This window comes from Lysinibacillus parviboronicapiens (assembly GCF_003049575.1).
GTDB lineage: Bacteria > Bacillota > Bacilli > Bacillales_A > Planococcaceae > Lysinibacillus > Lysinibacillus parviboronicapiens.
Genome location: NZ_PYWI01000021.1, coordinates 1 through 14,891, shown reverse-complemented (window position 1 = coordinate 14,891; position 14,891 = coordinate 1). Strand labels below are relative to the sequence as shown.

General features: G+C 38.4%; 14 protein-coding genes and 1 pseudogene. 8 read left to right on the top strand and 7 right to left on the bottom strand.

The features are described from left to right. The first annotated feature begins 243 nt into the window (after positions 1 to 243). The 5 genes from C9J35_RS16540 to tatC all read left to right on the top strand — a co-directional run bounded on the left by C9J35_RS16540 (position 244) and on the right by tatC (position 5,670). Positions 244 to 1,428 (top strand): alanyl-tRNA editing protein, encoded by a 1,185-nt coding sequence (locus C9J35_RS16540; protein ID WP_107925346.1) that lies wholly within the window; start codon positions 244 to 246, stop codon positions 1,426 to 1,428. A gap of 591 nt (positions 1,429 to 2,019) precedes the next feature. Further along, complete coding sequence (locus tag C9J35_RS16535; RefSeq protein ID WP_107925345.1) at positions 2,020 to 2,763, top strand: gluconate 2-dehydrogenase subunit 3 family protein; 744 nt, start codon at positions 2,020 to 2,022, stop codon at positions 2,761 to 2,763. Between the two features lie 12 nt (positions 2,764 to 2,775). Beyond that, entirely contained in the window at positions 2,776 to 4,488 is a 1,713-nt protein-coding gene (locus C9J35_RS16530) for a GMC family oxidoreductase (protein ID WP_107925344.1), read from the top strand. Between the two features lie 124 nt (positions 4,489 to 4,612). Beyond that, positions 4,613 to 4,816, top strand: a complete 204-nt coding sequence (gene tatA / locus C9J35_RS16525) for a twin-arginine translocase TatA/TatE family subunit (RefSeq protein ID WP_107925343.1) — start codon at positions 4,613 to 4,615, stop codon at positions 4,814 to 4,816. Between the two features lie 11 nt (positions 4,817 to 4,827). Next, entirely contained in the window at positions 4,828 to 5,670 is an 843-nt protein-coding gene (gene tatC, locus C9J35_RS16520; protein WP_107925342.1) for a twin-arginine translocase subunit TatC, read from the top strand. 83 nt (positions 5,671 to 5,753) lie between these two features. On the opposite strand, the gene C9J35_RS16515 is transcribed toward tatC, so the two are convergent. The 3 genes and pseudogenes from C9J35_RS16515 to C9J35_RS16510 all read right to left on the bottom strand — a co-directional run. Then, positions 5,754 to 6,575, bottom strand: a complete 822-nt coding sequence (locus C9J35_RS16515; RefSeq protein ID WP_107925341.1) for a metallophosphoesterase — start codon at positions 6,573 to 6,575, stop codon at positions 5,754 to 5,756. Positions 6,576 to 6,762: 187 nt separating this feature from the next. Continuing rightward, positions 6,763 to 7,311, bottom strand: a complete 549-nt coding sequence (locus tag C9J35_RS24750) for an S-layer homology domain-containing protein (RefSeq protein WP_369122297.1) — start codon at positions 7,309 to 7,311, stop codon at positions 6,763 to 6,765. 9 nt (positions 7,312 to 7,320) lie between these two features. Continuing rightward, positions 7,321 to 8,427: pseudogene (locus tag C9J35_RS16510) on the bottom strand (immunoglobulin-like domain-containing protein); the annotation flags it as partial. 54 nt (positions 8,428 to 8,481) lie between these two features. Here C9J35_RS16510 and C9J35_RS16505 point away from each other — a divergent pair. Continuing rightward, the gene (locus C9J35_RS16505; protein WP_327323804.1) at positions 8,482 to 8,769 is read left to right on the top strand and encodes a winged helix-turn-helix domain-containing protein; all 288 of its coding nucleotides are present in this window, start codon (positions 8,482 to 8,484) and stop codon (positions 8,767 to 8,769) included. 138 nt (positions 8,770 to 8,907) lie between these two features. Here C9J35_RS16505 and C9J35_RS16500 read toward each other — a convergent pair whose 3' ends face one another. Then, entirely contained in the window at positions 8,908 to 9,972 is a 1,065-nt protein-coding gene (locus C9J35_RS16500) for a helix-turn-helix transcriptional regulator (protein WP_107925338.1), read from the bottom strand. Between the two features lie 219 nt (positions 9,973 to 10,191). Here C9J35_RS16500 and C9J35_RS16495 point away from each other — a divergent pair, with 219 nt between their 5' ends. Together C9J35_RS16495 and C9J35_RS16490 are read left to right on the top strand one after the other, a co-directional pair. Next, positions 10,192 to 10,902, top strand: a complete 711-nt coding sequence (locus tag C9J35_RS16495; RefSeq protein ID WP_107925337.1) for a class I SAM-dependent methyltransferase — start codon at positions 10,192 to 10,194, stop codon at positions 10,900 to 10,902. Then, positions 10,903 to 11,970 carry a saccharopine dehydrogenase family protein gene (locus tag C9J35_RS16490; protein WP_107925336.1) on the top strand — a complete coding sequence of 356 codons (1,068 nt, stop codon included), beginning with the start codon at positions 10,903 to 10,905 and terminating at the stop codon, positions 11,968 to 11,970. Positions 11,971 to 12,079: 109 nt separating this feature from the next. Here C9J35_RS16490 and C9J35_RS16485 read toward each other — a convergent pair whose 3' ends face one another. The 3 genes from C9J35_RS16485 to C9J35_RS16475 form a co-directional block, all read right to left on the bottom strand. Next, complete coding sequence (locus C9J35_RS16485) at positions 12,080 to 12,802, bottom strand: amino acid ABC transporter ATP-binding protein (protein ID WP_054768227.1); 723 nt, start codon at positions 12,800 to 12,802, stop codon at positions 12,080 to 12,082. Continuing rightward, the gene (locus C9J35_RS16480; protein ID WP_054768228.1) at positions 12,795 to 13,454 is read right to left on the bottom strand and encodes an amino acid ABC transporter permease; all 660 of its coding nucleotides are present in this window, start codon (positions 13,452 to 13,454) and stop codon (positions 12,795 to 12,797) included. Before C9J35_RS16480 ends, C9J35_RS16485 begins: the two co-directional genes overlap by 8 nt. Before the next feature lie 110 nt (positions 13,455 to 13,564). Next, positions 13,565 to 14,365 (bottom strand): transporter substrate-binding domain-containing protein, encoded by an 801-nt coding sequence (locus C9J35_RS16475; protein WP_107925335.1) that lies wholly within the window; start codon positions 14,363 to 14,365, stop codon positions 13,565 to 13,567. Positions 14,366 to 14,891 lie beyond the last annotated feature (526 nt).

Genomic DNA, 14,891 nt, shown 5'->3' with positions numbered 1-14,891 from the left:
TACCTGTTCTTTTATATAATAAATCAATTTCAGCATGGGTCAACTAGAAAACCCGTATACACCTACAAGCAATTATGCCACAATAAAGTGAATCATCCATTAATAGGCTGTGTGAAATGGTGCCTATTGGTATCAAAGGATTGCGAGTAACGTATTATCCCTCTATTTCCACTAGCCTTGGTATAGGAAGGTTTCCAGCCCGCTTATTACACGATATAACTTATATAAAGGAGGCTTTTTACAGTGAAAGAGCTACTATATTATCAGGATGCAATGCTACGTGAATTTGACGCAACAATTACACGGACAGGTACTGATACAGACGGCCGTAAATACGTTGTACTATCAAACACTGCCTTTTATCCTACAGGTGGTGGTCAACCACATGATACTGGCACCTTAAATCATATTCCGGTCGTTGATGTCGAAAAAGTTGACGATGAAATCCGTCATTATATCGCGTGTGACACTTCAACTTTAACTGGCTTAGTTCATGGCAAATTGAACTGGCAACGACGCTTCGACCATATGCAACAACATGCTGGTCAACATATTTTAACTGCAGCATTTGTAGAATTATTCGATGCGCAAACGGTAAGCTTTCACTTAGGAAGTGAGCAGGTAACAATCGATATTGCCGTAGATAGTCTGACAGATGAACAGCTTGTTGCGGCTGAAGCGAGAGCAAATGACATTATTTTAGAAAATCGCCCAATTGAGACGAAATGGATTACTGAGAAAGAACTTGCAAATTTCAACTTACGAAAAGAGGTAGCAGTCACAGGAGATATCCGTCTTGTCATTATTCCTGACTATGATTACAACGGCTGTGGTGGTACGCATCCAAGCTCTACTGGGCAAGTTAACGTTATTAAAATTCTAGGTACTGAAAAAATGAAGGGCAATGTACGTGTCTCTTTTGTCTGTGGGCAACGTGTATTAACTGAGTTAGCCATGCGAAAAACAGTGCTAGCCGATGTTGCACGTCAACTGAGTGTGCCTGAAATTGAAGCAGCGAACGCTCTCACTAAACTACTAGCAACACAAAAAACGACTGAAAAGGCACTTGTGGCAGCAAAAGAAGAATTACTGAACTTTGAAGCGAAAGCATTGGCATCTAGTACTGACCTCATTATTACGGCATCATTTAGTCAACGAACTGTGCAAGAACTTCAAAAATTAGCACGTTTTATCGTAGCTGAACGTACAGACGTCACTGTATTACTTGTCTCACAAAATGAAGACAAGCTACAGTTTGTCGCAGCTCGAGGTGCTCATGTAGAAACAAGCATGAAGGACATCGCCGCGCATGTACTTCCGTTTATTAATGGCAAGGGCGGCGGTAGTGAGCAAATGGTCCAAGGTGGTGGCGAGTGTATCATTTCTCCAGCACAGCTGCTCGTTGCAATGCAAGAAACCATTTGTTAACTACTTTTTAAAAATAATCGATGCTCAATTGACATCATTTAAAAATGGAGCTGCCCAAGGTGTTTGGACAGCTCCTTAATTCATTTATAGGGTATTGTATCATTTAACACTTTAGGCACAGTTTTACAGTTTGGTCGTTCATGGCCATCGAACTTACCAGTTGCTTAGCTAAAGCACGATGTACGTGTCTATAGATTCCCCTATTTTATGGTTATAGCAGTCACTTTCCTCTATAAAAGCTAAACCACTCCCCATCGAAGTGTACGCTTAGATTATTTGCATTTACTTTTATCCCTACAAACATCATACAATAATGCCATTATATGTATTTTAAAACACCTCATCCTACAACGTTAAATTTAATTCACCCGGTTTTTTCCACGGATTTAGCTTGCTCTTTTTTCGAGAATACGCCCCTAGTGCAAATAACTTTCTACCCAAAAATCAGCTTATGGTAATTGTGGTTATATTGGCAATCACTTACTGGATAAAATTAAAACTTTTCCCATGTGCAAATGATTATAATTTACTTTTTTTGCTGATTATAAATGATAGAACATAATTTCTTTATTTTTGAGGGGAGGATTTTATATGAGTACTGACAATAACGTTTCACGTCGTGACTTTTTAAAAACAACAGGTATTGCTGCTGGTACATTAGTCGGTGGTGGCTTAATAGGTGGGCTTGTAGGCTATAACATGAATGGCAAAGGAACTTCAACTTTAGATCATGGTAATGGAACTACAAATGAAGCTACTGGAGCACCTAAAGCTAAAATGTTTTTCATGAACGACCGAGATTTTAGAGTTTTATCGAATGCTACTGAACGCATTTTCCCAGAGGACGATTTAGGTCCAGGTGCGATTGGTTTAGACGTACCCTATTTTATAGATCATCAATTAGCCGGGCAATACGGCAGTAACTCCAAGGAATACATGCATGGCCCATTCGCTGAAGGTTCACCAACACAAGGCTATCAAAGTCGACTAACACGGGCAGAAATCTTCAAACAGGGTGTTCAAAAAATAGAGGCAGAAGCACAAAGTCGATTCAAAAAAGGTTTTAGTGATTTAGAAGGTAAGCAAATGGACGAAATTTTAACTGCCTTCCAGAAGGGAGAAGTTCAGATGAGCGGTGTCACATCCGCATTCTTCTTTGCTTTGCTACGTGCAGCTACATTAGAGGGTGCTTATGCTGATCCGATGTATGGCGGGAATCGAAATATGGATGGCTGGCGTATGAAAGGCTTCCCAGGACATCAGATGGCTTTTATTACACAAATTGAAGATCCAAAGTTCCAAAAAATTGAGCCTAACCCATTAGGCAACCATTAGGGGGTTTTTTAGATGGTAACAACATTACCAAGTGTAGACGTTGTAACAGTCGGCGTAGGGTGGACTGGGGGCATTGTTGCTGCAGAGTGCTCAAAGGCTGGCTTAAAGGTTGTAGGTTTGGAGCGTGGACAAAAACGTGGAACCGAAGATTATTTAAATGTTCATGATGAGTATCGTTATGCAATTCGATATGACTTAATGCAAAACCTTTCGAAGGAGACTGTATCCTTCCGTAATAACAGCAAGATGAGAGCATTACCAATGCGCCAGCTTGGTTCCTTTTTACTTGGAGAGGGTCTAGGGGGATCTGGGACACACTGGAACGGTATGTCTTATCGCTTTTTACCGTATGATTTTCAGATTAAAACACTGACCGACGAACGCTATGGTCCAAATAAATTAGGACCTGATTACTTACTGCAGGATTGGGCCTTAACCTATGATGAACTAGAGCCTTATTTCGACAAATTCGAAAAAACAGCAGGTATTTCGGGGGATGAAAAAAATCCTTTTGCTGGTAAACGCTCAAATCCTTTTCCAACACCTCCTATGAAAATGACACCGATGCTAGAGCAATTTGAAAAAGCAGCAAAAAATCTAAAATTATCACCTTATATGGTTCCTTCTGCTAACGTATCAGAAGTCTATAAAAATCCTGATGGTGAAACGATTAACGCCTGTCAATACTGCGGATTCTGTGAACGTTTTGGTTGTGAGTATGGCGCAAAATCCTCTGCAGAAATTACAGTTGTTCCGACTGCTTTAAAAACAGGAAACTTCGACTTACGCTTTAATTCCAATGTTGTTGAAATTCTGAAGCAAGGAAACAAAGTAACAGGTGTCAAATATGTCGATACCATATCTGGCGAAGAATTTATTCAACCTGCTAACGTTGTTGTCTTAACAAGCTATGTTTTTAATAATGCCAAATTATTAATGCTTTCCAATATAGGGCAAAAATATGATCCAGCAACAGGAAAAGGAACACTGGGTCGAAACTATTGCTATCAAATTTTACCGGGTGCTGCCGGATTCTTTGATGAGCAATATAACACATTTATGGGCGCAGGCTCACTCGGTATGACCGTAGACGACTATAACGGTGATAACTTCGATCATAGTGAATTAGACTTCATACATGGTGGTAATATTGCCTTAACACAAACTGGTACGCGTCCTATCGGCTCAAATCCAACCCCTCCAGATACACCAACATGGGGACCAGAGTTTAAAAAGCAATCAATCCATTACTATACACGTTCATTCGGTATTGGGGCACAAGGTGCTTCTATGCCACATAAAGATAACTATCTGTCACTTGATACGGTATACAAGGATGCTTACGGTTTGCCATTAATGCAATTAACCTACAACTTTACTGACCAGGACCGTGCACTTCATAAATTTATCTCAGCGCGTGCGGCTGACATCATGAAAGAAATGGGTGCCAAAACAATTGTCCCAAGTGCAGAAATTACGGATTACAATATTGTGCCATATCAAACAACACACAATACAGGTGGAACGGTGATGAGCTCAACGCCTGAGAATGGTGTTGTGAATAACTATCTACAACATTGGGACGTTGAAAATCTGTTCGCTGTTAGTGCCGGGAATTTCCCACATAATAGCGGCTACAATCCAACAGGCACTTTAGGTGCACTTGCCTATCGCTGTGCAGAGGGGATTATTAATTACAGCAAATCTGGTGGATCTTTAGTTTAAGAAAACGTATCCTCGCTCATCATACTATCGCATGGGACAGGGACTACTTAAAAAACAATGCTGAAAGCGTATAGCGATTTCGCATACGTTACGAATAACGATAATTTAATAGGAGGCATGACATATGGGAGGTCTTGGTGCAATTGGTGTTCCTGGATTAATCATCATTTTGGTTATTGTATTAATTGTTTTTGGTCCGAAAAAGCTACCTGAAATTGGTGGTGCAGTTGGTAAAACTTTCGCAGAATTTAAAAAGTCAACGAAAGGCTTAATAGATGATGACGATGAACCGGCAAAAAAGGTAGAAAAAAAATCTGACGTTTCGTAGGAGGTGTTCCTATGGATCCATATGAAGAAAGAAAATATTTAAGTCCACTTGATAAAGCACAAGACGAGCCTCCCGTAGCTGTGGAGGCTTCTATTGAAAATCTGACAATTGACACTGAACAGGAAGTGGTTACGAATAAGCCTCTTATTCCTGTGGACTCTTTGCTTGAGCATATTAGCGAACTACGTAAGCAAATCATTAAAGCACTCGTTGTATTTATACTATTTTTCATTGTCGTGTTCTCGACAATAAATTTTTGGTTTCCATACGTGACTCGTGGACATTCACTCATTATCTTAGGCCCACTTGAAGTTGTTAAATTTTATATGACAATTTCCACAACATTGGCACTTGGGCTGTCCATACCGTTTTTTGTTCACTTTCTTTGGAGTTTTGTTAAACCAGGATTAAAAGAAGAGGAAAGTCGATTTCTTGGTCTCTATGCGCCTGTTATGTTTTTGCTTTTTTTCTTGGGCGTGGCGTTCGGTTATTTTGTCGTCAACCCACTTAGCTATACTTTTTTAGTAAGCATAGGTGCGGCTAATTTTAATGTCATGGTTTCAGCGAGCGAGTATATGCATTTTTTAATTATGACAACAGTGCCACTCGGACTGTTATTTGAGTTACCCATTGTTGCAATTTTCTTATCATCCATTGGCCTATTAACTGCGAACTCCATGAAAAAAATACGGGGCTGGTCATATATTGCTATGGGAGTTGGCTCTGCAGTCATTACTCCACCTGATTTTATTAGTCAGCTACTCGTCTTAATTCCAATGATACTTTTATACGAAATAAGCATTTTGATAGTTAAGCGCTTGGAACGTAAGCAAGTAACCGGAGCTGTCCAATAAGCTACAAACGTATTGTTAGAAAGTCGAATTCGCGTCTGACATTGCATTTACGAGCATAAAAAGAGATAGTCTCAAAATTGAGACTATCTCTTTTTTGTCTTTAATTCCATGACAACAATTTCGGGTAAATTAAATATCCGATATGGTACAGTGCTATTGCCTAAACCTCGACTCACGACCATTTTTGTCTCCTGTCCTTCGTAAATACCGGCTGTATATTTCGGGAGCATGCCCTGCCCCGGCGCAACAAGTCCACCAAGTCCAGGGATACGAATTTGTCCACCATGTGCATGCCCTGTGAATGCCAGGTCAATACGGCTTGCTACATACACATTAAACACTTCAGGTCGATGGGCAAGTAACAGCTTTAGCATATCTTGCGGGACATATGTTGTCGCAAGATTCAGCATTTCTTCTGTTGTTCTGCCCATTAACGGATCTTCAATACCAACAATCGCCAAGCGCTCCCCGTTGCGCTCTAATACGGTCGATTCATTGGCCATTATATGTACACCTAACGATGACAGCGCCTCATAAATTTCACTAACCTTATTGGTCGCCACTTCATGATTCCCGAGTACATAATACACATCCGCTAATTCAACTAGCCCTTGAACTGCCTGCAAGCTCTGCTCCAAATCATAGCGATTGCTATCTATGACATCACCCGTAATAAAAATAATGTCCGGCTGTGTCGCCTTAACCTTTGCTATTAGCTTCTCTTGCGTGTCACCAAAGAGGGCATCATGTAAATCTGATATCTGTACAATACGTAGCCCATCAAAGCTTTCTGGTACCTTTTCTGATTCAAATACATGCTCACTTACAACCAGCCAGTGATTGTTTACGTACAAAAAAATGACTATAAAGACAAGAAAGAAACCTACGTATAATAATTTTTTCAATCGCAATCGCTCACTTCGTGGCTACTTATTCAGAAAATCTTCTGCATCTACTATTATAAGCAAAAAACAATGCGATTGTAAGTACATACTCCGAAAATCCACTAGTTTGCGAAAAAGACTAACCCAGGCTGTAACTTCGGCTAGTCTTATCTACCAATTTTCAGGGAACTTATACGATTTCCACAGCCTATTGCTGCCATTTCTCTACACCTTGTTCCAGCGTATACTCATGGACTATAGAGGCTACTTGAATTTCAAAGAAAGCCCAATAATTACTTGGTATATCTGAAAACTTCATGGTAAGTCCTTGTGTTTTCGGTTGACGAGTAAATAGTTGATTTAGCACTTTAACCGCTTGTGCACGTGTTAAATAATCATTCGGTTTAAAGGTGTCTGCACTAACACCTGTCATAATACCAAGGCCACTGACTTTACTAATCTCTATTGCTGCCCAATGACTTGGCTCCACATCTTTAAATGAGATTCCTGGCGAAACTGCTGTACAGAATGCGGCGTCATGACCTTCTGCACATTGCTTTTCTATCCAACGAGCCGCTACGGTTGCCATTTGTGCACGAGTAATCAAGCCGTTAGGATTAAATGTTGTAGCTGTCGTACCATTGAATAACCCCGCCGTCCGCACATATTCGATGGCATTTTTTGCATCGTGTGTTACTGTATCCGTAAATTTTGCATTGGCATTGGGAATGTCGTTATTTGTTAAGTTACGTGCCATCATACTCGCCAATTGTGCACGTGTAACATTTGCGTTAGGACGGAAGGTTCCATCTGCATAACCTCGAATATAAGGTGTATGTGTGCCCTTAACAAGGCTAGGCTCTTCTATAGCTATCTCGTTTTCTGGTAAATATAGAATCGAGAATGCCGAAAACTTAGTTACTACAAACTGCAAACCAAACAATCCTTTATCAAAATCTACGATGTTCCCCCGAATAACCTCTTTTGTTCCATCACTATGCTCAATAAAAATCGCTAAGTTATCCAGTTGTTCTTTTGTTAGTGGAGCTGGAAGAGGTAGCGTTAACGTTACAGGCCGATTATGCATATTGGTTTCTATCTTCATCGGACGGCCTAAGATTTCTATGATAGCACTACCTACTAATTCCTTAACGTGTGCTTGTTGTTTCGCTCGATGCTCTATCTCCTGTTGTTCTACCCGTTCTTTTACAGGAACAAGGCGGAAATACAGGTCATCATTAAACAAGTCTAATGAATTTTTAGGCACTTCAATTCTCACATTATTTGTGGCAATTTCAAGATTCACTGCACCCTTTTGTAGAATAGACAATGCGTTTTTCGGAATCGATACATTGACTTGACTTACTGTATCCTGCGCATCCGGAATTACGATGAGTGCTTTATCGGACGCTTGCTCCTTTAGCTTAGCAATCGTTTCGGTTGCACTTTTTTCAGTTAATGTCACATCATCGTTTTCAGTACCATTTACAGCTTTTGTTCGTTTGATAGTTGTTTTCGAAACAGTATCACCATTGCCCGACTCTACATCTACAACAATCTCCACTACAGTAGATGACGATGTTGATGAAGATTCAGATGAAGGCGTAGATGGATAGCTACTACTTTGACCTTTCACCGTAATAACAAATTGCTTCGTTTCCGTGGCATTTCCTTTTACAAACGTTGCTGTTAGTATCACTGAACTATCACCTATTACTGGTCGTAGTACAACTCCACCGGCTGTCACAACAGTTGGATTACTGGATGTCCAGCTAATCGTTGTACCTCCTATACCTGTTAATGGTAGTGTAAGATTTTGTGTTACATATGTAGCACTAACTCCTATTCCATAGCCTATTACTAGCGCTTCTTTGGCATTTGCTACTGCCTCTCAGAAACTCACAATATTGGGTATTTTAACTTTCATGTGCATTCAGGAAAAGTGTTTATTGGCAATACATTGCTTGCGCTATCTACCAAAGAGTTTCAAATTCTATTTTTCCTTGCACAACACCCTGAGCAAACCTTTCACCCATCTGAGCTTTATAAGTCGATATGGGAGGAAGAGAGTATCGGACAAACTCAAGCTTTAAAAGTGCATATAAGTAATCTTAGAAAAAAATTAGAGTCCACCCCTGGGCACTCGGCCAAAATTTGTACCGTAAGAGGCTTTGGTTATCGACTTCTATTTGATAAAGACGTGGCCAATAATTAATAAAGGGTTGTATCACAATGAAGGTAAACTGTGATACAACCCTTACTATTAGTATGTACTTGAAAATATTATACATATATAACGAAATCTTTGTCTTTATGAGCAGAGCCGTTTAAGGGGGAGCAATACCCATCTATATTAGTCTAATTGAAATCGCGAAAATAATTTCCATACTAATTCATATCGATTTGTGACATCGACTTTTTGAAATATTGCCTTTAAATGATCTTGCACCGTGTAGTTTGAAATAGCAAGATGTTGAGCTATCTCTTTTGTTGGAATGCCTTTTATAATTTCAAATACTACTTCTTTCTCTCTTGATGTAAGATTATAGGCCATCATTAAAAAAGCGAGCATTTCTTTGGAAGATGCTTCATTAATAAAGATAGCTAACTGCTGTTCATTGCTAGCCGTCATCAGGAAGGATGCACGAATTGCCATATAACCTGTATCTTTAATTGGTACAAGTAACGATGTATATGAATTCAATTTGTCAGCCAAGAGTTTGGCACACATTGCTTGTATCGGTTTAGGCAATTGTGATTGTGATAATCGTTCGTTTTCTCTTAACATTGACAGCATATTTGAAGCCTTGGCATTGATGGACATAATAGTTAATTCCTTATCAAAAATAATAATGCCCTTCTCTCCTTCTTCTGTAGGAAACCGCTCCTCGATAATTAAATGATGGTACTGCTTTAATGCCTCCCCCATTACTGGAATAAGCATAGTGACTTGTGCCAGTTCAACATCTTGAAATAGTGGTTGCACATTACTAGCCTTTTTAAAAAGCGTTATAAAGCCGTAACATTGCCCTCGAAACATCAACGCTGCTCTTATTTCATCACTAAAGCCATGTGGTTGAAGTACCTCTATAAAGCGTAAACTTTGTGATAAATGCTGGTTGGCAGCGTCACTCAATCTGCCTATTAGCTGACCACTCTGTACCAAATGCTCATATTTATTGACATCCGCCGACTCATACTCTAACAACATTATTTTATGATGAATAGCCTCTACTGAGTGCTCTGTTATTGCACCGACTGAAAAAAGCGTATGACAATCTGTTAAAGTACAACAATACGCATCAAAATTAACGTGCTTTTGAAGTAATTCAATCATCGATTGTCTGTAGGCAATTGAACTCGTACTTTCCTGTAAATATTGTTTCGATTTTCTTCGCCAAAACTGTATGTCTTTCATCAACTAATCCCCCTTCCTTATATCACCGTTAAATTAAATCTTTATGATACCCATTAAGTTCTTAACGACAACCTCATGCCCCCAGATTTATGGGATAGTACATTTTAAATAGAAATTTATAATTGAGAATAGTTATTGATTATATTGTACAAGAGTACAACTCTAAGAAACACAGTTAGCTATCAGTACTGGAGAAATAAAATTAGTAGGAGGTTTTTTATGACCGCACAAATGCAAAGTTGGCATAATCCAACTGTTTACACATATCAACAAACCATTCGCCAAAAAATTATAGGCTATGACCTTATATATGATCTAATGACTAATATGCTTCAAAATGTTCCTTGTAAGGAACGCATGCTCATTGTTGGTGCAGGAGGCGGACAAGAACTGCAAACGCTTGGTAGAACATTTCCATTAACCAAATTTACAGCGGTTGATACTTCAAGCTCCATGTTGCAGTTAGCCAAACAACTTATAAATCAGCTTCATCTTCCACTCGATATTGATTGGCATTCAACTGATATACATTCATTAAAAATTGATGAACCCTTCGATATTGCTGTTTGTCATTTAGTATTACATTTTCTTGAAGGCCTTGATGAAAAGAAGGCTTTGTTAAAAAAAATTGCAGAAAGTTTAAAGGATGGCTCTGTATTATTCCTGTCATCTATAAATACTGATTTAACGGAGCCTACTTTTAAACAACAGCTACGCCATTGGCAAAGTTCCATGCTTCAAAATGGTATATCTCAACATGATTGGCAACGTTTTGAGCAATCATTTGGAGTAACTACTCACCCAATTAACATTGAAACACTTGTTGATTTACTGCATGAAGTGGGTTTTACAACAGTGATTCCTTATTTTAAATCACATATGATAGATGCTGTAATTGCTACTAAAGAACATGCTAAAAGAGGTATTTAAATGCTAAAAGAAAATATTTTAATTGTAGGTGGTTATGGGGAGGTCGGTGGGAAAATTGCAAAATTATTGCTTGCAACGTACCCAAATCGACTATGGATAGCTGGTAGAAATATCGAAAAAGCTAAACAATTTTGTGCACAGCTAAATAACATGGCTACCCCTATTCAACTGGATGTTACGAAGAAAATTGATGGTCATCAATTAGCCAATATAGCCCTTGTCATCATGTGCTTAGAGCAAGAAAATACCGAATTCGCTGAACGTTGCCTTGAAGAAGGGATTAAGTATATTGACATTTCAGCTAGCAATTCCTTTTTGCAAAAGTTAGAATTGCTAAATCCCGTCGCTGTGCAACACAATACAACAGCCATACTTAGTGTCGGTTTAGCTCCTGGATTAACAAATTTAATGGCCATGCATGTGGCGCAACAATTTTCCTCCATGGAAAAACTTCATATTTCTATCCTACTCGGGGCAGGAGATTCTCATGGCTCAGCTGCTATTCATTGGATTTTAGATCAGCTTAATAGCAGCTACACAATCACTTATCAAAATGACATCCATGAAATCAAGAATTTTACCAATAAACGCGTAGTACATTTCGCAGGTCTAGGAAATCGTAGTTTGTATCAATTTAATTTTTCTGATCAACACACACTTTCTAAACATTTTCCCGCAAGTCCTATCATTACTAGATTGGGCTTTGATATTGAATGGCTCAATCTCCTTGTGTCCTTGTTACAAAAGAGTCATCTATCCAAATTATTAAAATGGCCGTGGCTAAAGAATAGATTTGCATCCCTCATGCAAAAGATGAAGATTGGTTCTCCTATTTGTGTTATCAAAATTGAGGCTACAGGAACAAGACAGCAGGAAGAAATTTCAGCATCGTTAACCTTCGCTGAAAATGATGAATCCTTTGTTACAGCAAAAATAGCCGCAACTGTCGCTCAGAAAATGCTTGAACAAGAGCAACCTGCAGGCATATATCATATCGAGGAGCTCTTTAATTTTGAAATATTAACAGACCAATTTGATTTACCTCCGGTGCACATCATGCATAATTAAAGCATGAAAAAACGCATTTAGTTGCTCGTATAAAGCAAGTCTAAATGCGTTCTATATTCATTCCGCCATAGAGAACCCTGTCTCTAGAGGAAAAAACAATAATCTGGAATTATAGTACTTTTTCTAAGAAATCTTTTGCACGTTGTGTTGATGGTGCTGAGAAAAACTCTTCAGGTGATGCATCCTCAATAAGCTTACCACCATCAAGGAATAAAATACGGTCTGCTACTTCACGTGCAAAGCCCATTTCATGTGTCACGATTAGCATCGTCATTCCTGTATCTGCTAGATTTTTCATAACAGCCAATACTTCTTTGACCATCTCCGGGTCAAGTGCTGAAGTGGGCTCATCAAATAACATTACCTTTGGATCCATGGCAAGTGCTCTAGCAATCGCAACACGTTGCTTTTGGCCACCAGATAGACGGCTTGGATATTCGTTACGCTTTTCAAAAAGGCCCACCTGCGTTAGTAAATCTTCAGCTTTCTTCGTCGCTGTCGCTTTGTCCACACCTTTAACATTAATTGGCGCATATGTTAAATTTTCAAGCACTGTTTTATGCGGGAATAAGTAAAAATGCTGAAATACCATGCCGACTTCTTCACGCACTTTCATTATGTTTGTTCCTTTATTTGTTAACACTTCACCAGCAATTGTTATGTTACCGCTAGTAGGCTCTTCTAATAGGTTCAGGCAACGAAGAAAAGTAGATTTACCGGAACCCGAGGGACCAATAATGGCGATAACTTCCTTTTCTTTTACCCCTGTAGAAATCCCTTTTAGAACTTCATTTTGTCCATATGATTTGTGTAAATCTTCAATTTTAATCACTTTTTCTCATTCCTTTCTCGATTCGTTTACCAAGGAACGTTAACACAAGCGTCATAATGTAGTAGATTAAACCTGCAACTAATAATGGCTCAAGATAGCGATATGTTGCTCCACCTACAATATAGGCACGACGCATAATATCAAGAGCGCTAATAACGGTTACAACTGCTGACTCTTTATTTAATGTAATAAATTCATTCATTAATGAAGGTAAAATATTTTTCAATGCTTGGGGAATAATAATGTCCTTCATCATTTTTCTGTAAGGTACGCCCAGCGCCATTGCTGCTTCTTGCTGTCCTTTATCGACTGCATTTATACCAGCACGAATAATTTCAGAAATATAGGCAGAAGAGTTTAAACCAAACGCAATAATTGCGGTCGGTACAGGGTCAATCTGAATATCTAATAATTGCGGTACAGCATAGTAAATAATCATTAATTGTAGGACAAGCGGTGTCCCACGGAAAATTGACGTATAAATATCGGCAAACCAGCGAAGTGCCGTAATCTTACCAATTTTGCAAAGCGCTAATAATATACCTACTATAAAACCAATGATGGTTGCACCAATTGTAATTTGAAGTGTAACACCTATTCCTTTTAATATATAAGGAATAGAGGGAATTATAGCTGTAAAATCTAAATTCACAGCATTCCCTCCTTTCTTTTTATCGATTAAACCTTAAGGGAGGTCTGAATTTAGTTAACAAGAAAAGCACAAGCGATAGCCCTATATAGAGCTATCGCATTTCAATTGAATTATTCAGCTTTTTCTAACCATTTTTCTTCAAGTTCTTGAATTTTGCCTTCATCCGCTAATTCCTTTAAAGCTTGGTTAATTTTATCTTTAAGGTCACTACCTTTTGGAACAGCAATTGCTTTGAAGTCTTCAGGTTGCTCTTCTACAGGGAACGCTGCTAATTTATCATTTGTTTTAAGATAACCTTTCGCTACGCCACCTTCTAAAATTGCACCGTCTAAACGTTTAGACATCATGTCTTGAATAATTTCAGGAATACGAGTGCGTCCTTCAACTGCTACATCTACCTTTTTCGCAATTGTGTTTCCTAAAGTTTCTTGAATCGAAGCTGTTTGCACGCCGATTTTTTTGCCAGCTAAGTCAGCTTCTTTTTTAATGCCACTATCCTTCTTCACAACGATCACTTGCTCTGTTTCATTGTATTTATCTGAGAAATCCACAACTTTTTCGCGGTCTTCATTTGGTGTCATACCAGAAATAACAACGTCAATTTTACCTGCTTGTAAAGCTGGTACTAAACTGTTGAAATCCATGTCTTGAACTTGCATTTCTACACCAATCTTTTCACCAACTAATTTAATTAAATCAATATCAAAACCAATAATTTCTTCCCCTTTTGCAGCATCCACATATTCAAATGGTGCATAGTCAGCAGATGTTCCTACTTTTATTACTTGTTTTTCTTCCGTCCCGGTACCAGCGTTTGAGCCTGTATCACTTGTGTTATCATCTTTTGTACCACATGCTGCAAGTACACCGATGACTAGAACGAGCATAAGTATAAAAATTTTATTCTTCATATTTAAACACTCCTTTGTATTTATTGTGTATTATAATCCAATTTCTAGAAAATATCAGATTGGATATTTATTCATATTACAGAATAAAAAATCTATCTGCTAATTAAGATATACTCTTTCAAAATAATTTTCAAGCTAAAAGTTAAAATTTTTTGCAAAATATTTTAAACTAAATTTTCTAATAAATCAATTTATTTTTATTTCTCTGTTAATATTTAAACTTAATGCCAACCTCCATCTACATAAAATTAGCGTTACTATACTATTTTCCTTCTTTTGAACATTTATGCTTGCTTCAAGTAAATTCTAATTTTTCCCTTGCCTTGAGATTATTCTAGACTATAAAAAAACAAATCTCCTAAAAGGAGATCTGTTCAGACTGTAGACAAACTCAATGAATTGAGTTTGCCTACAGTCTTTTTTCTTTTACAATGAAATAAAGTAAAGCCGTTGATTTCCACTACGGGCGGACGCTTTCCGCGGGCGGGGTCGAGCTGCTTCCCTCGCTTCGCTCAGTCCAGGATCT